This is a genomic window from Pseudoxanthomonas sangjuensis, assembly GCF_010211755.1.
Classification (GTDB): domain Bacteria; phylum Pseudomonadota; class Gammaproteobacteria; order Xanthomonadales; family Xanthomonadaceae; genus Pseudoxanthomonas_A; species Pseudoxanthomonas_A sangjuensis.
Genome location: NZ_PDWR01000008.1, coordinates 113,404 through 134,038 on the forward strand (window position 1 = coordinate 113,404; position 20,635 = coordinate 134,038).

Genomic DNA, 20,635 nt, shown 5'->3' on the forward strand with positions numbered 1-20,635 from the left:
AATCGAAAGCCGGTTTGGAGCACATATGACGGAAACATTCAAAGACGCCAAGGCAGGCGCCGCCCAATGGGCGCAAGGCACCCTCGCGATCCATGGCGGGCAGTCGCACGACCCCAGTACCGGCGCGGTGATGCCGCCGATCTACGCGACCAGCACCTATGCCCAGTCCAGCCCCGGCGTGCACCAGGGCTTCGAGTATTCGCGCACGCAAAATCCCACGCGCTTTGCCTACGAGCGTTGCGTGGCTGCACTGGAAGGCGGCAGCCGTGGCTTCGCGTTCGCCTCGGGCATGGCCGCGACCTCGACCGTGCTGGAACTGCTGGACAGCGGCGACCATGTGGTCGCGATGGACGACATCTACGGCGGCAGCTATCGCCTGTTCGAGCGCGTGCGCAAGCGCAGCGCCGGGCTGGATTTCGGCTTCGTCGACCTGACCGACCTCGACGCGTTCGAGGCCGCGATCACCGCGAAGACGAAGCTGGTCTGGATCGAAACCCCGACCAACCCGATGTTGAAGGTCGTCGACATCGCCGCGGTTGCGGACGTTGCGCGCAAGCATGGCCTGCTGGTCGTGGTCGACAACACCTTCGCCTCGCCGATCCTGCAGCAGCCGCTGAAGCTCGGCGCGCACATCGTCGTGCACTCGGCCACCAAGTACCTCAACGGCCACTCCGACATGGTCGGCGGCGTCGCCGTGGTCGGCGACGACGCGGAGCTGACCGACAGGTTGGCCTTCCTGCAGAACTCCGTCGGCGCGGTGCAGGGGCCGTTCGACAGCTTCCTCGCCCTGCGCGGGCTGAAGACCCTGCACCTGCGGATGAAGGCGCATTGCGACAACGCGCTGGCGCTGGCGCAGTGGCTGGAAGCCCATCCGGCGGTCGAGAACGTCATCTACCCGGGCCTGGCATCGCACCCGCAGCACGCACTGGCCTCGCGGCAGATGCAGGGCTACGGCGGCATCATCTCGATCGAACTCAGGGGCGGCGCCGAAGCGGCAAAACGATTCTGCGAAAGCACCCGCCTGTTCACCCTCGCGGAATCGCTGGGCGGCGTCGAAAGCCTGGTCAACCTGCCGGCGCTGATGACGCATGCGTCGATTCCGCCGGAACGCCGTGCGCGGTTGGGGATCAGCGATGGGCTGGTGAGGCTGAGTGTTGGGGTGGAGGTGGAGGGTGATTTGAGGGTCGACTTGGAGCGCGTGCTGTCGTGATCTCGAATCGAGAAATGCTGGAGGTCGGCGCCGGTTCGGGGGACCGAATAGGCGCGTTCTGGTCCGACTTGCGGCGCAGCCTGCGCAATCCGGAATTCTGGGCTATGTCCAGCTGGATGGACATCTTGGTACGTGCCCGGCGTTCGCGCCTGGGAGCAATCTGGTTGCTGATGCCGTCGGCGATCTACGTGTTCGGCATGGGTTCGATCTTTGCCGGCATGCAGGGAAAAAGTCTTGACGCGTTTGCGGCGCATGTTGCACTGGGCGTGATGGTGTTCAGAGGGTTGATGTCCACTGTGATCGGCAGCGCTGGCATCTACGCCGCCAGTGCCTCGTTCATTCTGGATGGCCGGACTCGGCTGACAGATTACGTGTTGCAAGCTCTCGGCAAGTCATTCTTCGACTTCCTGATGTGCATTCCGGTTGCCTGCATTGCCCTGGTGCTGTTCGGCCACGTGGAATGGTTGGGGATCCTTGTGGCGCCATTAGCCCTGCTGGTCATTTATTTCAATGCGCTGTGGATCAGTGTGGTCCTGTCGCTGGCAGGTGCGCGCTTCCCTGACCTGGGGCAGCTTCTCAGCAATGTTTCGGTATTCATGTTCTTGTTAACCCCGATCCTGTGGCATCCCGAAGACATGCCCGCCGACAGCTTCCGGGGACAACTCATGCGAGCGAATCCGTTCTACCATTATGTAGAGCTGTTCCGGGCCCCGATCCTCGGTGATCCCATCGAGCCGGCGACTTGCTGGTTCATGGGCGTGTCGACGTTGGTAGGCTTATTATTTGCCGCGTTTCTCTACCGGCGGTACGCGCGCTGGGTTCCGCTGTGGATATGACGGTATGAGTGCGCATATTCGCGTGGACAAGTTGAGTTTGGACGTGCCGATGTATCTCCAAGGAGAAAGGGAGATAGCCGGCTGGGCCAGTCTATTCCTTGGGGCCGTCCTGGATCCGCCCAAGCGCAGGATAGCTCGGTTGCTCGACAACCTTTCCTTCAACGTGGAGGAGGGCGACCGACTGGCCATTCTCGGGCGCAACGGCGCCGGCAAGAGCACATTGCTGCGCGTGCTGAATGGAGTTTATCAGCCCACCCAGGGCAGGCTGGAGGTGCAGGGCAGTTGTCAGGCGCTATTGAACATGTCACTTGGGTTCAATGGCGAAGCGACGGTACACGAGAACATCATCTTGCGTGGCGTAGCGATGGGCCTGGCCTCGGGCTTCCTCAAGAGCCAAGTTGCGCAAATCCTCGAATTCGCGGGATTGCAACGAAAGGCGCACCATCGGTTGAGGACGCTGTCCGCGGGGCAGAAGATGCGCCTCGGGTTTGCCATTTCCACGTCGGTACAGCACGACATCATGCTGATGGACGAGTGGGTCGGGGCCGGCGACGCTGAATTCATGGAGAAAGCGAAGGTGCGCATGCAGAATCGGGTGGATGGAAGCAAGATCGTTGTTCTGGCCAGCCATAGCGTCGGTTTGTTGCGCGCGATTTGTAACAAGGGCATTCTGCTTGAGCAAGGTAGGTTGCTTTACGCAGGCGGCATCACCGATGCGCTAAAGGCCTACCACGATTTGTTGGCGGCCTTACGCAAGGATCCGGAATATCGGGCTCCGGATCCTGAAATTCATTTGGCGGGCATCGTGTATGGTGCTGTCGAAGAAGTGTATTTCGACCGCGGGCAGCTCTGGCTTCGTGGATGGAGCGCTTGCACGGATGGGACCATCCCGCCCGGCTTGGTCGTGCAGGCGCACGGGCTACGCCATGCCGCCATCGAGCTGCAGCGCTACCATCGCCCAGATGTGGTGCGGCATCTGGGCTTGAACGATGCGGCGTGCGGGTTCAGGGCAAGCTTCAACATCGATACGGTGGCAGTCCTGGGCGGGCAGGTTCAGGATTTCCAAGTATATGCAGGGCAGTCGCCGGAATCGGCATCCGTTCCGTTGCGTATTGCCGGTGGAGTCATGGAGCAGTTGGCTGGTGCCTCGGTATCTGTTGCTCCAACTAGGTCATAGATCGCATGGCACAATATCAATCCTTCCCCGATGCAGCGGGCGATTCGCGCACCCTCGAGAAGCTTAAGGCACTGAACCTGCCTCCGCTGAATGGGCGTACCTTCCTGGACGTCGGCTGCAACGAGGGCTTCTTCTGCGGTTACGCGCACTTCGATGGCGCTTCGCGTTCGGTGGGGCTGGATCGGTCCAGGGGCTTCATAGCGCGTGCGCGCTGCCGCTTTCCGCAATGCGAGTTTGCCGAGCGCAGCTGGGACCAGCTGCCGGACGGGCCATTCGATGTCATTCTGTTGGCGTCGGCGCTGCACTACGCCGATGACCAGCCCGCTCTCGTCCGCGCACTCATGTCGCGGCTGTCGCCGGACGGTCTGCTAGTGCTGGAAATGGGCATTATCTCGTCGCCCGAGGCCAAGTGGGTCAAGGTGAAACGCGGTATCGACGAGCGCTTCTTCCCCAGCATGCCGATGGTGAAGGAGCTGTTGCGGGGATACGCCTGGAAGTGGATCGGTCCGAGCATTGCGCAGGATGGAGACCCGGTGCCGCGGCACGTCATCCATGTCGCCCGCCAGCGGCCCACGGCCTACCTGCTGATGCAGCCTCCCGCCTATGGCAAAACTACGATAGCGGAAGGCCTGTTTCGCCGTGCAGACATTCCGGTAGTGTCTGGAGACGACGTGATCCAGCGAGTGGTGAAGGGTATGCGGGCCGCGCCGGAAGAATTGCGGGCTCTGCTGGAAGCAGACTATTCCCCATTCCGGCTCGACGAGACGATCCGCAAGGTATTCGCCGCAGGCAAGGGACGGAGCCTGGTGCAACTGTGGATAGAGGAGGCCGGTCCAGCCGATTTTGCAGTGGACGCGTACGTCCCGAGTGAATGGCACGATCTGGTGCGTAGCGGTCTGACCGATGCAGGTTACATGCCCGTGTCGCTGTACTGGGAGCGCGCGGGTACGAGCATGCAATCTGCGGAAGCGATAACGGAGCGGGCGGATGCCTACTATGCATCGCTGGCAGATAGCGCTTCGCAGGGATTTGACGGGATGCCTTCCACCTATTCGGGTGGCGCCCGGGGCTTCGTCGACGAGGTGGATATGGCAGCCGACCGGCTACGTGTGCGTGGCTGGGCCGTGGATGAGGACGGCAAGGTACCCCGCTACCTGTCGGTACGGATCAACGGGCAGACGCGGATGGTGGATGTGTTCGAGCACCTGTTGCGGCACGACGTCCAGAAGCACCTGGGCTTGGACCATGCCTTGTGCGGCTATTCCTTCACCATTCCCCTGGATCCGGCGGCGAGCGTCGGCGGATTGGGAGCCATTGAAGTGCGTGCCGGCAACGACACGGAACGCATGGGGCCGGCGCTGCCGATTGCGGGGTCCCTGGCGAAGAGGCTTGCCGGTGGACGGCGTTAGGTCGGGTGATGGAAGACATGACGATGATGCAGATGGCTGTTTGCAAAGGCATGCCACCGTGCTTGCCAGCCCTCGTGCCTGACCATGTGGAGGAGGGGCAATGCAATTGATTGTGCTGGGTATGCATCGCTCCGGGACCTCGGTCCTGGCAAGGGCGCTGAACTTGATGGGTGCGTATTTCGGGCCCGAAGGCATCAGCACCGGCGCCAATCCGGAGAATCCAAAGGGCTTTTGGGAGCGGCGTGACGTCAGGGCGTTGAACGACTCGGTCCTCCATGGCGCGAACTGCGATTGGAACCGAGTCCTGAAGTTCGACCCGATAGCGCTTCCGGCGGCGCAGGTGGCCGATTTCGACAAGCGTGCCTCCAGCCTGATCCTGGAAATGGACGCCCACCGTCCCTGGCTGTTGAAGGAGCCCCGGCTATGTTTACTGTTGCCGCTATGGCGCCGTTGGCTGGAGGCGCCGGTCTGCATTCACATCTTCCGTAATCCGGTGGAAGTTGCTTCCAGCTTGCGTGTGCGTAACGAAATTCCAATCGACGCGGGTCTTGTCCTCTGGGATCGGTACGTTCGTTCTGCGATGGCGGCGTCTGATGGATTGCCTCAAGTAGTGGTGTCGCACCGGCGGCTGATGCAGGAGCCGGTTGCCGCGGTATCGCAACTATTTCGCGATCTGACCAAGCTCGGCGTGCTCGGCTTGCGGGAGCCGAGCGGACACGAGGTCAATGCATTTGTGCAGGAAGATCTGTATCGCGAGCGGGAATCGCGCGAGGACCTGCAGAGATATGCAGACGCACCACAACTGGCGTTGTTCAAGGCGCTTGAAACAGGCCGTACGCCTCCGGTCAGGCTTATGGAGCAGTCAGTGGACATCGAGCCGCTTGCACGCTATGAAGCGGGGCTGCCTCCATTGAGTCTGTCCGGCAGGGATGCCAAGAAGCCGCAGGACGCAGAAGCTGCGGCATTGCGTGGGCAATTGGCGTTGCGAGAGCAGGAAATCAGGTTTGTCCGGGAGATGTCCAGCAAGTTCGAGGCGGATATTAGGCGGCGTGATGAACTGCTCGGCAACATGGAGCGCGACCAGCGGAAGGCGCAGGAAACCATCGCGAAGCTGCGAGCAGATCTCGCGCAACGTGAGGACCGTGTTGCTATGCTGGAAGCATTGCAGGCTAAGCAGGCCCGGGAAGCAGAAACCGCGGTCACAGCCCTGCGCGAGCTCCGCGCCGAGCACGTAAAGCAAAATCTAGAGCTTGAGGCCGCGAAACGTGAAGCCGACGACGCCACCTCGCAGCTAGAGCAGATGAAGTTGGCGCGAATCAGTGCGGAGCGCGTGGCAGACCTGCGCTTGCGTGACCTCTCGCGGATGACGCGCATGCTGATGCAGCAGGACAACCAGTTGGCGCTGCTGAAGCGCGAAATCGAAGGCCTGGCCGACAGGGTGAAGATTGCGCGGAAGGCGCAGGGCGCGGCTGCGAGTCAGGCGGCGGATGCTGAGAAGTCGCGCCAGGCTGCAGAAACACAGGCAGCCAAACTGCAACACCAGCTCGACGCTGTCTTGCACAGCGCCACTTGGCGGATGGGGGCGCCTATCCGTGCGATGATGCGCTTTTTCAGGCGTCGACGAGGTGGCGCGCAGATCGGTGATGTCAAGCTGGTGCGTCAGTCGGAGTGGTTCGATGCTGACTGGTATTTGCGTCGCTATCCCGATGTTGCACAGAACGGAGTGGATCCGGCCGAGCACTACCTCGGCTTCGGTGGCAAGGAGGGGCGTAATCCAGGCCCGAAGTTCAACACTGCGCGCTATCTGGATATCAACCGGGATGTCGCCGAATCAGGAATGAACGCGCTGGTGCACTACCTGAGGTACGGCAGGAATGAGGGGCGGCAATGCTAGAACTAAAGGCTGCAAGATGAGCATAGACACCATGGCCGAGGACATTCGCTTGGTGCGCAACTCTGGGTTGTTTGACGCCAAGTGGTACTTGCAGGCATATCCAGACGTGATGCTGGCGGGGCTGGACCCTGTCGAGCATTACCTGCGTTATGGCGCCAATTTGGAGCGTAATCCGGGGCCCGGATTCGACACCGCGCGTTATCTGCGCGAGAACCCTGAGCTATTTCGGTCCGGGGTCAATCCGTTGGTGCACTTCCTGCGCCGCCCCAGCTCACATCGTGGCTCACACGCTAAACCTCCGGAAGATGCCGCGCAACAACAAAGGGGTCTGCGCGGTTACTTGGACCGACTGGACGAGAAGGGCTTCGCCGGCTGGGCCGTGGACGAAGAGCATCCGGGCGAGCCGGTCGAACTGAGCGTATTCGCCGATGGCGAGCACCTGGTGGATCTGGTGACTATGGAGGGGCGCCCGGATCTGTCCCGACTGGGGTTGAGCGGTGCGCGCGCAGGCTTCGCACACACTTGGGCATCGTACGTGTTCCCGACGGGTACTGAAATCGACGTGCGCTTCAAGCGATCGGGGTGGTCGCTGGCCAAAAGTCCTCGTGTGATCGTGCACGGGCCGATACCAAACCTTGGAGAGCGTTCGCTCACGTTCGAAACGTATGTGGAAGGGCGACAGGCTCCGGTATCGGTCATCGTCCCCATCTTTAATGCCTACGAAGCGGTCTCGGAATGCCTGGCGTCGCTTTATCGCCACACGCCGCAGTACGCGGAAATCCTCCTGATTGATGATTGCAGCACCGATCCCAGAATCGCTGATCTTATCGAGGAATACGCATCGCGGCCGCGAACCCAGGCGACTGTCAACGAGGTGAATCTCGGCTACACGCGCACGATCAATAAGGGCATCGGAATGGCGTCCGGGCGCGATGTCGTCCTGCTCAATAGCGATACGCTGGTTACCGCACGCTGGCTTGATGCACTGCGTTATTGCGCCTATGCAAGGCCGCGCGTCGCTACGGTGACGGCGCTGTCAAACAACGCTGGCGCATTTTCCGCTCCCGTTTTCGGTATGCATAACCCGTGTCCTCCGCATCTAGGCAATGATGGGTTCGCCCGTGTGGCGACCGGCGCTACTGCTGGGAAGCTGCTGGAAGTGCCTACCGGCAACGGTTTCTGCATGTACATCCGTCGCGCTGCGCTCGATACGCTCGGCGGATTTGACGAGGCGCGTTTCCCGCGTGGTTATGGCGAAGAGAACGATTTCTGCATGCGAGCCCTGCGTCGGGGCTGGAGGAACATCGTTTCTGACAAAGCATACGTTCTGCACAAACGCTCACAGAGCTTCCAGGGCGAGAAGGAATCGCTTATCAAGGCCGGCGCGGAGCAACTGGAGGTGTTGTATCCCGAGTATCGGCTGCTGACCGCGCGGTTCCGTGACATAGAGTTCACTCGCATGCGCAAGCGGATTGGCGCTGCGCTGGCAAGCGGAACGCCCAATACGCTTCCGCGGATATTGTTCGTCATTTCGACCCAGACAGGAGGGACACCACAGACCAACCTCGATCTCATGCGCGCAGTGTCGGATCAGTACCATGGCTGGCTGCTGCGGTGTGAGTCGCGCGTGATCACGCTATCGGAGTTGGTCGACGGCGTGCTGGTCGTACGCGAAACGCATTCGCTGGAGCGTGTAGTAGATCCGGTCACGCACCGCTCGGACGGATACGATCAGATCGTTGCGGACATCCTCTATCGGTATTCGATCGAGTTGCTGCACATCAGGCACATTGCCTGGCACAGCCTCAATCTGCCAGCGATTGCCAAGTCGCAGAACATCCCTGTCGTGTATTCCTTCCACGACTTCTATTCGATCTGTCCCTCGCTGAATCTGCTCGACGGCGACCTGAAGTACTGTGGTGGTCGCTGCACCCCTGGCGAGGGCGATTGCCAGAACTCGCTGTGGCCCGAGACCAGCATGCCGCGCCTGAAGCATCGCTACGTCAAGCGCTGGCAGGAAATGTTCAGGGAGTTCCTAGGCCACTGCGACAGTTTCATTACCACCGCGCCTTCCGCTGCGCGGACGATCGAGGCGGCGTATCCCCAACTGGAAGGCCGCATCATGGTCATTCCCCATGGCCGGGATTTCGAGGCCTTCGGTGACTACGCCCGGTTCTCGCCAAACGAGGGTCGCATCCGTATTCTCATTCCCGGAAACATCGGGCCATCCAAGGGTAGCGAACTCCTCCGCGAGATGGCCGAGCTCGACACGGCCGGCAAGTACGAATTCCATTTCCTGGGCTCTACGTTGGGCACGCTCAAGGGCGTGGGTGTGCATCACGGCCCCTACGAGCGCGGCAACTTCCATAGCATGGTGCGAAAGATCGCTCCTGCATTCGGGGTGGTCTTCTCAATATGGCCCGAAACCTACTGCCATACGCTCACCGAGATGTGGTCGTGCGGCATTCCCGTGCTGGGCATGGACATCGGCGCGGTCGGCGACCGGATCCGCGCCAGTGGCGCGGGCTGGCTGTTGAGCCACGAGGTCTCACCTAAGGAGGCGCTGCAACGTCTGGATGAAGTCGTGGCCGATGCCGCCGGATACGCGCAGCGCCTTGCGTCAGTTAAGACATGGCAGGCAAGTGAGGCGCATTGGAACGATACTGCGACGATGGCGTTCCAGTACCGCCGGATATACGGGCGCCTGCTCAACCGTGGCGAGCGCGAGCCCATGCGTCTGGGTATGCTGTATCGGCAGAAGCCCTACGTTCCGGCGACCGCATACATCCGCGTGCTCAAGCCCTGGGTCAGCGCCCTAGGCGAAACTGCCGACGCGCGCGCAGTGGATGCGCGCTGGTTGTTGGCAGGCGGTGTCGACCACATCGACGCACTGCTGATCCAGCGCAACTCGGTCCCCGCTGACCTAGTGCCTCGACTGGTGGCTTGCCTGCGAGAGCGTCGGATGCCGTATATCTACGAGATCGACGACCCATTGTGGGACTTGCCGGAAGATCATCCGGACCATAAGTACTATGCCGAACAGGCACAGTCGATTGTCATGCTGATCGAGAATGCATCGCTGGTGACGACGTCAATGCAGACGCTGGCTGAGCGCTTGTCGGTGTTGAATCCGCGTACGGAGATCGTCCCCAACTCACTTGATCAGAGCCTGTGGAACGCGCCGCTCTCCGAGGGCCGTATCGCCGAGATCTTGGCAGAGCACTCATTGGACCATGATCGACCGCGCATCCTCTACATGGGCACTTCGTCGCACCGCGGAGACCTGCAGATGGTCCTGCCGGCGATCAATGCTGTGCTGGGCGTGCGCCCGGAAGTGGAGTTCATCCAGATTGGCGGTGGCGAACCGCTACCCTGCGCACGCCTTATCGAGGTACCTGAATCCTGCTCCACCTATCCCGAGTTCGTCACATGGTTCCGTGCTATCTGCTCGGCAGCCACGCTCGCACTGGCACCGTTGCGCGACAGCGAGTTCAACACGATGAAATCCGACATCAAGGCGCTGGACTATGCCTTGGCTGGCGTACCGGCGGTCTTCAGTGCGGTCGGTCCCTACCAGATCGCCATCGTGCACGGCCAGACGGGCCTACTGGCGAAGAACGAAACCTCAAGCTGGATTCGCAACATTTCGCTGCTGCTCGATGACGCAAAGCTGCGCGATAGGCTGCGTGCCCAGGCACTCGCATGGGCGCAGGAGCGGGGTGGCCAGACCGAGGGCCGGCTCCAACGGATCGCCGCCGAGGCGTTCGGCTGGAAGGTCAGGGGTGATGGCGGCAACACAGAGGGCCTGGTCCCATGAAGCGCGTTGCCGTTCTGCAGTCCAACTACCTGCCATGGAAGGGCTACTTCGACATCATCGCGGCGGTCGATGAATTCATCGTCTACGACTGCGTCCAGTACACCAAGAACGATTGGCGCAATCGTAACCAGATCAAGACGGCCCAGGGCAAGGCGTGGTTGACGGTGCCGGTCAGGCAGCACAGTCTCGAGCAGACCATCGAACAGACCGAGGTAGCCGATGCCAGCTGCTTCAGAAAGCACTGGACCAGCTTCCGCCAGAGTTACGCGCGCGCACCGCATCTCGACTACTGCCGCGAACGGCTTGAGCCGATTTTCCTCGAGCTCGGCGGCTGTAGGCTGCTTAGTCAGGTCAACCTGCGCACGATCAAGGCCATCTGCGACATGCTCGGCATTGGTACCATCATCCGCGATGCGCGCGAATACGACTTGGTCGGCGATCGCAACGAGCGGCTGGTGAACCTCTGCCGGCAGGCTGGCGCCTCGACCTACCTTTCGGGAGCCGCTGCCCGTGCGTACCTCGACGAAACGCTTTTTTCCAGCGAGGGCATCGCGGTGGAATGGATGCGCTACGACGGTTATCCGGAATACGCGCAGCCGCATCCGCCATTCGACCACCATGTGAGCGTCCTGGACCTGCTGGCCGTTACCGGTCCCAAGGCCCCACGTTTCATGTTGCACGTAGAAGGGGGCGGGTTATGACGCGTTCGATCAGCGTGGTGGTCCCCGTGTACCGCAGTGGCCCCATCTTGCCAGTGCTGTATGAACGGTTAAGTACGGTGCTGTCGGCGTTGACCGACGTGTGGGAGGTCATTCTGGTGGATGATGCGAGCAACGACGGCACCTTCGACAGCGTGCTCGAGTTGCACCGTCGCGATTCGCGGGTGAAGGCGATCCGCTTCGCGCGCAACATGGGTCAGCATTATGCGACCCTGCATGGACTGCGCCGGTGCATGGGCGAATACGTACTGACGCTGGACGACGACCTGCAGAATCCTCCAGAGGAGATTCCGCGGTTCCTTACCAGGGTCGACGAAGGTTACGACTTGGTGATTGGCAGGATCGAGGGAAGCAAGCAACATTCACTTCTGCGCAACCTGGCTAGTGGCGCAGTGCAGTGGCTGATTGCACGGATTCTGGGTAAGCCGCGGTCGCTGGCGTTGTCCAGCTATCGCTGCATGAGCCGGCGCGCTGCCCGGAGCATTTCTACGTACTCCGGTGCGCAGGTCTACCTGCCCGCACTAATGCTAGGCGCAGTACCGACGGATCGCATCTGCAACATCGATGTCCCCCACCATCCGCGCATGGACGGGCACAGCCAGTACACGCTGCGCAAACTGCTGAAGCTCTCCTCCTACCTGGTGATCAACCATTCCTCGATTCCGCTGCGTTTCGTGACCGCATGGGGCACCTTTCTCTGCGTTGCCAGCCTCGTGTATGCGGCCTACGTGGTCGTGGATGTGTTGCTGAACGGCTCGGCGGTCACCGGTTGGCCGACCCTCGCCGTGTTGGTGTCTTTCATGTCTGGCAATGTCCTGATGTGCATGGGTATCCTTGGTGAGTACATAGGCCGGCTTGTGAGTGAAAGCGCGCGTTCCGGGCAGTCGCCTGTGTTCGAGGAACATCTGTGATGCAACAGTTATTCGTGACGGGCATGTTGCGGTCAGGGACATCCCTGCTGCAAACGCTACTAACCAATCATCCGGACCTGTTCGTCGCCTACCAGCCGTTCCACCAGCTGTACGTCGACGCCAAGCAGATGTTCCTGGACGAACAGGGCTGGCAGCGGCTGCTGCCGCTGGGCGACGGCATGGACGCCGCCAGCGACGAACCCGCCCGCTTCGCGGACTGGCTGGCTTCGCGGACCTTCCGCGGCGACGAAGTCGAATACCTGGCCGCGCGGGCGACGACCGGCAAGGGCGGCAGCGCGACGGACCTGCCGCACGGGTCGCTTCCGGATACGGCGACCTTCCTGGCGCTGCGCGAAGCCCTGCACGCGCGCCTTGCGGCGCAGTTCGGCAAGGCCGGCGCCGCCCTTGTCGGCTCCAAGGAGGTGCTGTGCGAGGAGTACCTCCCGGCGCTGGCTGCTGCCGGCGTGCGCTGCCTGCTGATCGTGCGCGATCCACGCGCCGTGGTCGCCTCGGCCAACCACGGCCGCTACCGCGAACTCGTCGGCGACCGCTATCCGCTGCTGATGCTGGTGCGGCTCTGGCGCAAGAGCGCGCAGGCATGGCTGGCCATGGCCGATCGCCCCGGGGTGGACGTGCTGCGCTACGAGGACCTGGTCGCCCGCACCGACGCGGTACTGGACGCGATCGCCCGGTCGCTGTCCATCCCGGCCTTCCCGCGCGACCTGATGCGCTCGCCGTTGCGCGACCATCGCGGCCAGTCCTGGAAGGGCAATTCGTCCTTCGGCGACAAGGCCACGGTCGACGCGTCGAGCGACAACGCGTGGAAGGCGATGCTTTCGGACGCCGAGGTGCGTTTCATCGAAGCCTGCACGCTGCCTGAAATGGCGGCGCTCGGCTACGCGCCGGAATCAGCGCCGCTGCGCAGCGCCATCACCGGGTTCACCGAGGACACCGCGGGCGTCCGTCCCGGCTACCTGCGGCATTACGCGCTGGATGCCGGCAACCGGGACATCGAGCTGGAGCGATGGGACGCGGGCGCCGGCGGCGCAGGGGCGTGCCCATGACCGGCATCCGGCCGGGGCCGGTCGCTCCGGGCTCGGCGACGCTGCTGGTGTTGCTCACGTTGTTCAACGTGGGCCTGCAGCTGGCAAGCGCGGCCCTGCTCAAGTTCGCCTCGGTCCGCATCGATCCCACGCTGCTGTTCCTCGCGCTGGTGCTGGCCGTGGTGCTCGGGCTGAACTTCGGTCGTTTCCTGGCCTGGAACGCGATCCACAAGCGCTATCCCGTCAGCTTCGCGTATCCGCTGTCGGCGTTGTTCTTCCCCGCGGTCGTCGGCCTGGCCTGGCTCACGGGGGAGCGCGTCGGTCCGTGGCAACTCGCCGGGGCGACCCTGGTGATGGCGGGGACCGCCATGATCGTGCTTTCCGCACGCGACCAGCCCGAGAGCGCGACCCCATCGGAGACGATGCCATGAACGCCATGCCCAGCGAGTTCATCGACAACATCCAGGTCGGCGACGACGGCGTGTGGCGGACGACCGTGCGTTCCACGGTCTCCTATCCGGAAGAGGGCCACGACAGCTGCCATGGCGTCGAGGACGGATCGTTCTGGTTCGCCCACCGCAACCGTTGCATCGCCGGTGCGATCCGGCGGCATCCTCCTCCGGCGGCGCTGCCGTTCGCCGATGTCGGCGGAGGCAACGGCTTCGTCGCGGCCATGATCAGGCAACTCGGCTACCGGGTCGTCCTGATCGAGCCGGGCGCTTCCGGAATCGCACATGCCAGGGAACGCGGGATCGGCGAACTGGTGCAGGCGTCGATCGTCGACCTCCAGGTCAGGCCCGGCTCCCTGGGCGCGATCGGCCTCTTCGACGTGATCGAACACATCGAACGCGACGGCGATGCCCTGCGCAGCCTGCGCGGCATGCTCGCCGACGGCGGCAGGATCTTCGCCACGGTGCCCGCGCACCGGTGGCTGTGGTCGTCGGTCGACCGCGAAGCCGGCCATTTCCACCGCTACACCCTGTCCCGGTTGCGGCGGGTATTCGCCGACAGCGGCTTCGAGGTGGAGTTCTGCTCCTACTATTTCTGGCCGTTGCCCGTCCCGATGTTCCTGCTCAGGACGCTGCCCGAGTGGCTGCGCCTGCGCCGGGGCGCGAAGCGGCGCGAGCAACGTGTCGGCGCCGAGCACCGTGGCAGGGGCGGCCTGCTGGACCGGCTGCTGGCCGTCGAATCCTCGCGCTTCGAGCGCGGGCTGCGCGTGCCGTTCGGCGCGAGCTGCCTGATCGTCGCGCGCCCGGTCCCGGGCCGTTGAGCATGCCGGCCATGGGTGCCCCGGTGGCCTACGCGCTGCTCTTCCTGGCCTTGCTGGCCACGGCTTCCGCGCAGGTTGCGTTCAAACACTATCATCTGTCCGCCCGGCGCCGCTCGCTGGTTGCGGCAATCCTGTTGTTCGCCTGCATACCGCCAGTGACGTTCCTCGCGATCCGCGGGCTCGGCGTCGGCAAGGTGTACGTGTTCACCAGCCTCAGTTATGCGCTGGTCGCATTCCTCGGCTGGAAGATGTTCAGGGAAAGAATCACCGCCAGGCAGGTCCAGGGGCTCGTGGTCATCACGCTCGGCTGCATCGTCTATACCTTCTGAAGGCCCACCAGGCATGCCAATTCCATTCAACAGGCCCTACATGACCGGGCGCGAACTTACACTCATCGGTGAGGCGCACGCAAAAGGTCACCTTTCCGGCGATGGCGCATTCACCCGGCAATGCCATGCGTGGCTGGAAGAAAAGGTCGGCTGCTGCAAAGCGCTGCTGACGCATTCGTGCACGGCCGCGCTGGAAATGTCGGCGCTGCTGTTGGACCTGCAACCGGGCGACGAGGTGATCATGCCCTCGTTCACGTTCGTTTCCACAGCCAACGCTTTTGTGCTGCGTGGCGCGGTACCGGTATTCGTCGATATTCGCCCCGACACTTTCAACTTGGACGAAACGCTGGTGGAGGCGGCGATCACGCCCCGCACGCGGGCGATCTGCGTGGTCCACTACGCAGGCGTCGCTTGCGAGATGGATGCGATCCTTGACATCGCGGAGCGGTTCGGCCTCAAGGTCGTGGAGGACGCGGCCCAGGGTATCTTCTCGACTTACAAGGGACGACCGCTCGGGAGCATTGGTGCCTTCGGTGCCTTGAGCTTCCACGAGACCAAGAACGTGATTTCCGGCGAGGGCGGCGCGCTGCTGGTCAATGACCCCGCTTATGTCGAGCGTGCAGAGATCATTCGTGAGAAAGGCACCAACCGCAGCAAGTTCTTCCGCGGCCAAGTCGACAAGTACACGTGGGTGGATGTCGGTTCGTCCTACCTGCCGGGCGAGATCATCGCCGCGTTCCTCGCCGCACAGCTTGAACAGGGCGAAGACATCACCCGAATGCGCTTGGCGTTGTGGGATCGCTACCACGAATGGGCCGCGAAGTTCGAGGGTGATGGCTTGGTGCGGCGGCCGATCGTGCCCGAGAATTGCGGCCATAATGCGCACATGTATTACCTGCTATTGTCCGGGCTCGAGCAGCGAACTGTCTTCATCGAAGCGATGAAAGCCGAAGGCGTCGGCTCCGTCTTTCACTACATCCCGCTGCATTCCTCGCCGGCAGGGCGGCGTTTCGGCAGAACGTCCGGCGCCTTGCCGGTCACCGATGACATCAGCGATCGCTTGGTGCGGCTGCCGCTGTTCTCGGGGCTGGCGAATGAGTTGGACAATGTTCTGGATGTTGCAGGTCGTGCGCTGCAGGCGGCGGCACGCCTCTGAAAACGGATGAACCGGATGCTTGTTGGGTGCGCTGATCGCGCGTCATGCACTTGAACCATCAGCGGGAGCGGGGAATGCAGATGCCGGGCAATGGGGATGTGATCGCAAAAATCGTGCTGGTCGCAGTGTTGTCCGTGTTGGCGATCATCGGGATGCAGTCGGATGGCTCCACATCGATGCGGCGGCTGGACATCGACGCGAGCGCCGGCAGGGCCGGTGCTGTCCAGGTTTTCTTCGATACCGGGCATGGATTCAACGAGGCCGAATCCGGTAGGGTCCAGATTGGCACAACGCGTGCGACGGGTTCGATCAAACTGCCTCAAGCCGCGATCCTGAAGTTACGGATAGACCCGGATCCGCAGCAGCCCTGGCTCCGGTTGTACGGGATGCGGATCGTGGAAGGGTCACCGGATGGACGCGATCTGGCTTTGTCCGGATTGCGTCCGAAAAAGGGCGTCGTGAGTTTCGACAAAGACGGCGGTCATGCCGAAGCGCGGATGAAGGGCGACAGCGACCCGCAGCTGATCCTCGACCTTGAGCATCGTGTGGATGCCGTGACACCAGGCACCGTTCCGACATGGTTGGTTCGCGATGCCCGCAGCCTGTTCTGGCTGCTGGCGCTAGCGGGTGTTGCGGTCGTTGTCGGCCGGCGTCGGAAGGACGGGCATTTCTCGACGGCCATTCCATGGATGCTCGCCATGGCGGGCATGCTGGCGCTGAGCATGGCGTTCGCGACCACGACGGCCAAGTCGGTTCATCCCGACGAGTTCACGCATGTGCACTCGGCCCTGTACTACGTTGGTCACTGGATCCCGGGGGCGGTTGCGGATCCAGCAATGGCGTCGACCTACGATCCCATCTGGGGAATTTCCTACATCAACAATTGGGATGTGGCGTACTTTTTTGCCGGTAAGTGCGCGGGCCTTTGGGCTACCATCACCGGGAATCCGGTCGTGGCCTTGCGTTTGTTCAATGTGAGCTTGCTGCTGGTGCTTGCCGTGTTCGCGGCCTTGCGGCGCGAATACGCGATGACCTGCAGTGTGTTGCTGCTAACTCCGCAGACCTGGTATGTCTTCGCCTATTTCAACGGCGATGCGCTGCCGCTGTTCCTTTCGGTGCTGGCGGTGGGGCTCGTTGCCGCCGAGGACAATCCTGTGTCGAAGTTTATCCGGGAAGGGGGCAGACCGGCGTGGCAGGTGGTGTTGTTCGCCGCTGCCGTGGGGTTGCTTCTGGTCTCCAAGCGCAACTACCTCGTCGTGGTGTTCTTCGTCGGGATGCTGATGACATGGAGGCACTTCGCCATCAAGCCGCTGGTCCTTGCCACTGGGTTCCTGGGAGCGGCACTGGCGATCGTGAAAGAATCGAGCCTGGGAGCGCTCGGCGACCTCTGGCCAACCATCGATAGGGCACTGGGTACCGGCAGCCTCGTGCTTCTCGGCGCGTTTGCGGCCGTCTGTGTGGCGATCTTCTTCCGCAAGGTGGAACTACGGCCCGCAGCCCGGCGCATGGTCCTCATTTTTCTGCTGGCAGGCATCGTTGCGACGCCTCGCGTCGGCGTGGATTTGTGGATCAACGGTTCGCCCGGCGAGAAGGCGGAGCAGGTTGCCGTAGCTGCGGAAGTGTACGCCCAGGACCGGTTCAAGCCTTCGACGGTGAGCAATAACATAGAAGTGGCGTATCCGGGACTAAGGTTCGCGAAGAGGGGCATCTCCTTGCCGGAGATGCTGTGGACGCGCCATGCCTGGATCGAGCGTTCATGGCGCAGCTCCCTTGGCATGTACGGCCACATGAACGTGTATGCGCCCCCAGCGACCTATTGGCTGCTGACTATCGGCATTCTCGTGTTCGTCGGCAGCGTACTGGTGCGTGCCACGCGCGATAGACGCGCGGCTGGAACGGCATGGATCGGCTTGGGTTCGCTGGTGCTTGTCGTGCTCAGCTCGGTTTCTTTCAGCTGGTTCTACGGCTATCAGCCACAAGGTCGCTACCTGCTGGCGGCGGTCCCGATCTTCGGTGCTGTGGTCGCCGCGACCGGGGATTGTTTGAATTCTCGCTGGACCCAGGGCGCGTTGATGGTATGCCTCGCGGTGTCGCTGATATCGTTCACCACCGCAATGGGACAGATTCCGTAGCCGTATGCACGTGCAATTTTTTTATCGGATATCGATACATGCCAAGGCAATCTCGGCGCCGATTTTTCTGTGGGTTCGGAAACGCGGGCGCGACATGCGCGTGATGCTGCGCTGGTTCGCCCTGGCTTGCTTGGTGTCGTTCCTTTTATGCAGCAGTGTCTTCTTCTTCGGTGGAGACAAAGTCGACGAATCCGAGATCGTGCTTAACGCCCTGACCATCGCTAGCGGCGACTGGAATCCGGTCTGGAGTCCAGGGTATGGACATCTGGCGATGTATTTGCCGGCTCTAGCGATATGGCTCATAGCACTTGGCATGCAGGCCTCCGGCATGGCCGGAAGTCACACGGATGCGCTGTATCTATTGTTCTCCGACGGTGCGGCGTATCGTATCGTGCGCTTCGTCTACACACTCGCCGACGTTGGCACTTCGCTGGTGTTTGCCCGCATCATTTGGAACCTTTCGCGCAAGAAGCTGCTGGTCGCGTCGTTTCTGGTCTATGTCCTAGTCTCGCCGGATACATGGTTCTATGCCAATTACATTCGTACCGATACCCTAGTATCGTTTTTCAGCGCCTGTGCTGTATTGGTTCTAGTGCGATCGCACACCAGACTGAAACCATATCTGCTTGGCTTGTCGCTTGGCGCGGCCATTGCGTGCAAGTATTCGGCAGTCGTCTATGTCGCGCTGATCGCCTTGCTGCTGTTGCCTTATGGCGATAACCCACGACGCTTTCCCGACCGACTGCGGGTGACCATGGTCGCGGCCGTGATGACAGTGGCTGCAACATTCGTATTTCAGCCGCTTTACGACTATTCGGGGATCGTTGCGGCGATCCATACCCACTTGTCAGGTTCTCATTTCACCAAGGAGATCGTGCCTCTGGCCGATCGATGGGCGCGTCTGTGGAGCTTGATCCTGAAGTTGGAACCACTGGCGGCCCTGATGCTCGTGGCCATGCTGGGCGGTTTGATCCAGCTGCGAAAGACCGCGCCGCTGCTACTTGCCGTGGTGCTGGGAATTGCTCCATTCGCGTTGTCCAACTTCTCGCGCGAATACTGGCTGCTTCCGTTCGCCGACGCGTTGCGCGCTGCGGCATGGGTCGGTGCATCCTGTTTGGTGTTGTCGCTTGGTCGTCGCTTCGGTGCGACCGCATTGCGCACGTCGTTGGGGATCGTGTCGCTAGCGGTGCTCGCCTTGGCAATAGCGCGTTTCTCCAGTCTTGCCAGCAGCCATGCGGTACCGCAAGACGGGCTCTCGAATGAAGAAGCCGCGCGTCGCTGGCTGTATTTGCACATCGCCAATCGCAAGCCGCTGATTTATGCCTACGAAAAGAACTATCAGCTGCCGCGGGCGTATTCCTTTGCCAATTACGATGACGCCGCCATCTTCTCGCGTGTTTTCATCTTTAGACGGACTAAGTTTGCGCCGCTCCATGAGATGTTCCATCGGGAGCTGTACGGCCACGACTACGCAGAGTTCAGCAGTTTGGCCGAAATACCGCAACTCAGGCTCAGCGTTGGCGCCGATTCCGGTAGTGTGGTTCCGAAGCTGTGCGCAGGCAAGCGTTGCTTCTCGGCGAAGAGCATTGATTGCAGCGAGAAATCGCGCGCTAGGTTTTCTTCATGTATTGCCTTCGCATGGGACATGGATCGGCCCGAGTTGCGCGAAGATCTATCGCAGATCTCTCTCATGCTTGCACCCCAAGTTACGGATTTCACGACCTGTTGGTACGACTGCGACAATCCGGACGCAGAGGTTCCGCTCTACCGCAAGCACAACGGCAGCGTGGCGCTTCTTGGTATCGCTGATCGCCTATTTGCGCGGGCGCAGGTCGTCCCGCTCAAGAAGGTCGCGCGCATGGATACCAGGGGTGAGGAGGTATTCCTCGTCACCACGCCAGATGCATACCGCTCTTGGCTACCAAAACAAGTTCAAGGCAAAGAAAAAGACGTTGCCGCTTTCTTTGCGAAGACCATCGATGCCAGGCTGGTGCAATACTTCGACGCCGGAAAGGGGCCACGCATCGAGGTATATGCGTTGCGACCATCCGCCAGGAAATGAAGTGGTTTGCACGAATAAAACGCAACGGCATACTTGGCGAGGGCGAATCGCCCTCGCCTTCGGTCTGGAGCGGCGATTGACCTCGGATCAGTTCTGCGCCGGTTCGGATGATGTCGCAGGCGTGGCCACGATCGGATCCTTGGTCATTGCATCAGTTGCAGGCTTGGCAGTTGCGGGTTCGACGGGCCATCCCATCACGAGCGTGCCTTTGGCCGCAGCATTGCTCAGCTTGCGGTTGCCGGCGGGCTTGATTTCCGCGCGCAACTGGCCGTAACCACGTTTCGTGGCAATGAAATGGATCCTGCCGTCGCGCAGATGCCTGGAATTTATTTTGGTGAAACCGGCAGCCTTCGCGCTTGCGTTCAGACTAGACGCGATCGACGCCGGAGTTCCTTCCAGGAATTCGACGGTATAGCGCAGGCGCGCATCCTTGCGCCCGCGATGAAAGATCTCACGCTTGATGAAGTGGTACGGAAAGCCAAGCGTGAATCCCTGCGGAAGGGCCTCCGGCAATGGTTTGCCTGCGTCGGTGGCGGTAGCTAGCGCAGGAGCTGTGAGTTCGTTAGCCTGCTCGTCGCCAACCTTGCAGGAGGCGAGTCCGAGCAGGAGGGCAATGGCGAGGGCGATGGTCTTCATGGGGTCTGCGATTCCGGGAGAGTGGGAAGAAGCA

General features: G+C 61.7%; 16 protein-coding genes. 15 read left to right on the forward strand and 1 reads right to left on the reverse strand.

The genetic code is table 11. From position 1 onward, the window contains the following. Positions 1-25: 25 nt before the first annotated feature. The 15 genes from CSC71_RS06215 to CSC71_RS06285 all read left to right on the forward strand — a co-directional run bounded on the left by CSC71_RS06215 (position 26) and on the right by CSC71_RS06285 (position 19,965). The gene (locus tag CSC71_RS06215) at positions 26-1,210 is read left to right on the forward strand and encodes a cystathionine gamma-synthase (RefSeq protein ID WP_162373488.1); all 1,185 of its coding nucleotides are present in this window, start codon (positions 26-28) and stop codon (positions 1,208-1,210) included. Between the two features lie 14 nt (positions 1,211-1,224). Continuing rightward, positions 1,225-2,046, forward strand: a complete 822-nt coding sequence (locus tag CSC71_RS06220) for an ABC transporter permease (protein ID WP_162373489.1) — start codon at positions 1,225-1,227, stop codon at positions 2,044-2,046. Between the two features lie 139 nt (positions 2,047-2,185). Then, positions 2,186-3,223 carry an ABC transporter ATP-binding protein gene (locus tag CSC71_RS06225; protein ID WP_162373490.1) on the forward strand — a complete coding sequence of 346 codons (1,038 nt, stop codon included), beginning with the start codon at positions 2,186-2,188 and terminating at the stop codon, positions 3,221-3,223. Between the two features lie 5 nt (positions 3,224-3,228). Continuing rightward, a complete protein-coding gene (locus CSC71_RS06230) occupies positions 3,229-4,632 on the forward strand; it encodes a class I SAM-dependent methyltransferase (RefSeq protein ID WP_162373491.1) in 1,404 nt (467 codons plus the stop codon). A gap of 100 nt (positions 4,633-4,732) precedes the next feature. Further along, positions 4,733-6,526 carry a sulfotransferase gene (locus CSC71_RS06235; protein ID WP_162373492.1) on the forward strand — a complete coding sequence of 598 codons (1,794 nt, stop codon included), beginning with the start codon at positions 4,733-4,735 and terminating at the stop codon, positions 6,524-6,526. Between the two features lie 16 nt (positions 6,527-6,542). Then, complete coding sequence (locus CSC71_RS06240; RefSeq protein ID WP_162373493.1) at positions 6,543-10,343, forward strand: glycosyltransferase; 3,801 nt, start codon at positions 6,543-6,545, stop codon at positions 10,341-10,343. Beyond that, positions 10,340-11,044: a WbqC family protein gene (locus tag CSC71_RS06245; RefSeq protein ID WP_162373494.1), complete on the forward strand. Its 705-nt coding sequence runs from the start codon at positions 10,340-10,342 to the stop codon at positions 11,042-11,044. The genes CSC71_RS06240 and CSC71_RS06245 overlap by 4 nt, the downstream gene beginning before the upstream one ends. Continuing rightward, positions 11,041-11,973 (forward strand): glycosyltransferase family 2 protein, encoded by a 933-nt coding sequence (locus CSC71_RS06250; protein ID WP_162373495.1) that lies wholly within the window; start codon positions 11,041-11,043, stop codon positions 11,971-11,973. The genes CSC71_RS06245 and CSC71_RS06250 overlap by 4 nt, the downstream gene beginning before the upstream one ends. Beyond that, positions 11,973-13,037 carry a sulfotransferase gene (locus CSC71_RS06255; protein WP_162373496.1) on the forward strand — a complete coding sequence of 355 codons (1,065 nt, stop codon included), beginning with the start codon at positions 11,973-11,975 and terminating at the stop codon, positions 13,035-13,037. The genes CSC71_RS06250 and CSC71_RS06255 overlap by 1 nt, the downstream gene beginning before the upstream one ends. Then, positions 13,034-13,447, forward strand: a complete 414-nt coding sequence (locus tag CSC71_RS06260; RefSeq protein ID WP_162373497.1) for a hypothetical protein — start codon at positions 13,034-13,036, stop codon at positions 13,445-13,447. Before CSC71_RS06255 ends, CSC71_RS06260 begins: the two co-directional genes overlap by 4 nt. Next, entirely contained in the window at positions 13,444-14,286 is an 843-nt protein-coding gene (locus tag CSC71_RS06265) for a class I SAM-dependent methyltransferase (protein ID WP_162373498.1), read from the forward strand. The genes CSC71_RS06260 and CSC71_RS06265 overlap by 4 nt, the downstream gene beginning before the upstream one ends. Before the next feature lie 11 nt (positions 14,287-14,297). Then, the gene (locus CSC71_RS06270; protein ID WP_162373499.1) at positions 14,298-14,615 is read left to right on the forward strand and encodes an EamA family transporter; all 318 of its coding nucleotides are present in this window, start codon (positions 14,298-14,300) and stop codon (positions 14,613-14,615) included. A gap of 13 nt (positions 14,616-14,628) precedes the next feature. Continuing rightward, complete coding sequence (rffA, locus tag CSC71_RS06275) at positions 14,629-15,771, forward strand: dTDP-4-amino-4,6-dideoxygalactose transaminase (RefSeq protein ID WP_162373500.1); 1,143 nt, start codon at positions 14,629-14,631, stop codon at positions 15,769-15,771. Between the two features lie 74 nt (positions 15,772-15,845). After that, positions 15,846-17,903 carry a hypothetical protein gene (locus CSC71_RS06280; RefSeq protein ID WP_162373501.1) on the forward strand — a complete coding sequence of 686 codons (2,058 nt, stop codon included), beginning with the start codon at positions 15,846-15,848 and terminating at the stop codon, positions 17,901-17,903. Between the two features lie 94 nt (positions 17,904-17,997). Further along, a complete protein-coding gene (locus CSC71_RS06285) occupies positions 17,998-19,965 on the forward strand; it encodes an ArnT family glycosyltransferase (RefSeq protein WP_162373502.1) in 1,968 nt (655 codons plus the stop codon). An 87-nt stretch (positions 19,966-20,052) separates the two neighbouring features. Here CSC71_RS06285 and CSC71_RS06290 read toward each other — a convergent pair whose 3' ends face one another. Further along, the gene (locus tag CSC71_RS06290; RefSeq protein ID WP_162373503.1) at positions 20,053-20,601 is read right to left on the reverse strand and encodes a hypothetical protein; all 549 of its coding nucleotides are present in this window, start codon (positions 20,599-20,601) and stop codon (positions 20,053-20,055) included. Positions 20,602-20,635: the final 34 nt, after the last annotated feature.

Bases quoted from the DNA above. Each gene is read 5' to 3' on its own strand.
- CSC71_RS06215 (WP_162373488.1), top strand. From the start codon at position 26: ATGACGGAAACATTCAAAGACGCCAAGGCAGGCGCCGCCCAATGGGCG.
- CSC71_RS06220 (WP_162373489.1), top strand. From the start codon at position 1,225: ATGCTGGAGGTCGGCGCCGGTTCGGGGGACCGAATAGGCGCGTTCTGG.
- CSC71_RS06230 (WP_162373491.1), top strand. From the start codon at position 3,229: ATGGCACAATATCAATCCTTCCCCGATGCAGCGGGCGATTCGCGCACC.
- CSC71_RS06235 (WP_162373492.1), top strand. From the start codon at position 4,733: ATGCAATTGATTGTGCTGGGTATGCATCGCTCCGGGACCTCGGTCCTG.
- CSC71_RS06240 (WP_162373493.1), top strand. From the start codon at position 6,543: ATGAGCATAGACACCATGGCCGAGGACATTCGCTTGGTGCGCAACTCT.
- CSC71_RS06245 (WP_162373494.1), top strand. From the start codon at position 10,340: ATGAAGCGCGTTGCCGTTCTGCAGTCCAACTACCTGCCATGGAAGGGC.
- CSC71_RS06250 (WP_162373495.1), top strand. From the start codon at position 11,041: ATGACGCGTTCGATCAGCGTGGTGGTCCCCGTGTACCGCAGTGGCCCC.
- CSC71_RS06255 (WP_162373496.1), top strand. From the start codon at position 11,973: ATGCAACAGTTATTCGTGACGGGCATGTTGCGGTCAGGGACATCCCTG.
- CSC71_RS06260 (WP_162373497.1), top strand. From the start codon at position 13,034: ATGACCGGCATCCGGCCGGGGCCGGTCGCTCCGGGCTCGGCGACGCTG.
- CSC71_RS06265 (WP_162373498.1), top strand. From the start codon at position 13,444: ATGAACGCCATGCCCAGCGAGTTCATCGACAACATCCAGGTCGGCGAC.
- CSC71_RS06270 (WP_162373499.1), top strand. From the start codon at position 14,298: ATGGGTGCCCCGGTGGCCTACGCGCTGCTCTTCCTGGCCTTGCTGGCC.
- rffA (WP_162373500.1), top strand. From the start codon at position 14,629: ATGCCAATTCCATTCAACAGGCCCTACATGACCGGGCGCGAACTTACA.
- CSC71_RS06280 (WP_162373501.1), top strand. From the start codon at position 15,846: ATGCAGATGCCGGGCAATGGGGATGTGATCGCAAAAATCGTGCTGGTC.
- CSC71_RS06285 (WP_162373502.1), top strand. From the start codon at position 17,998: ATGCGCGTGATGCTGCGCTGGTTCGCCCTGGCTTGCTTGGTGTCGTTC.
- CSC71_RS06290 (WP_162373503.1), bottom strand. From the start codon at position 20,601: ATGAAGACCATCGCCCTCGCCATTGCCCTCCTGCTCGGACTCGCCTCC.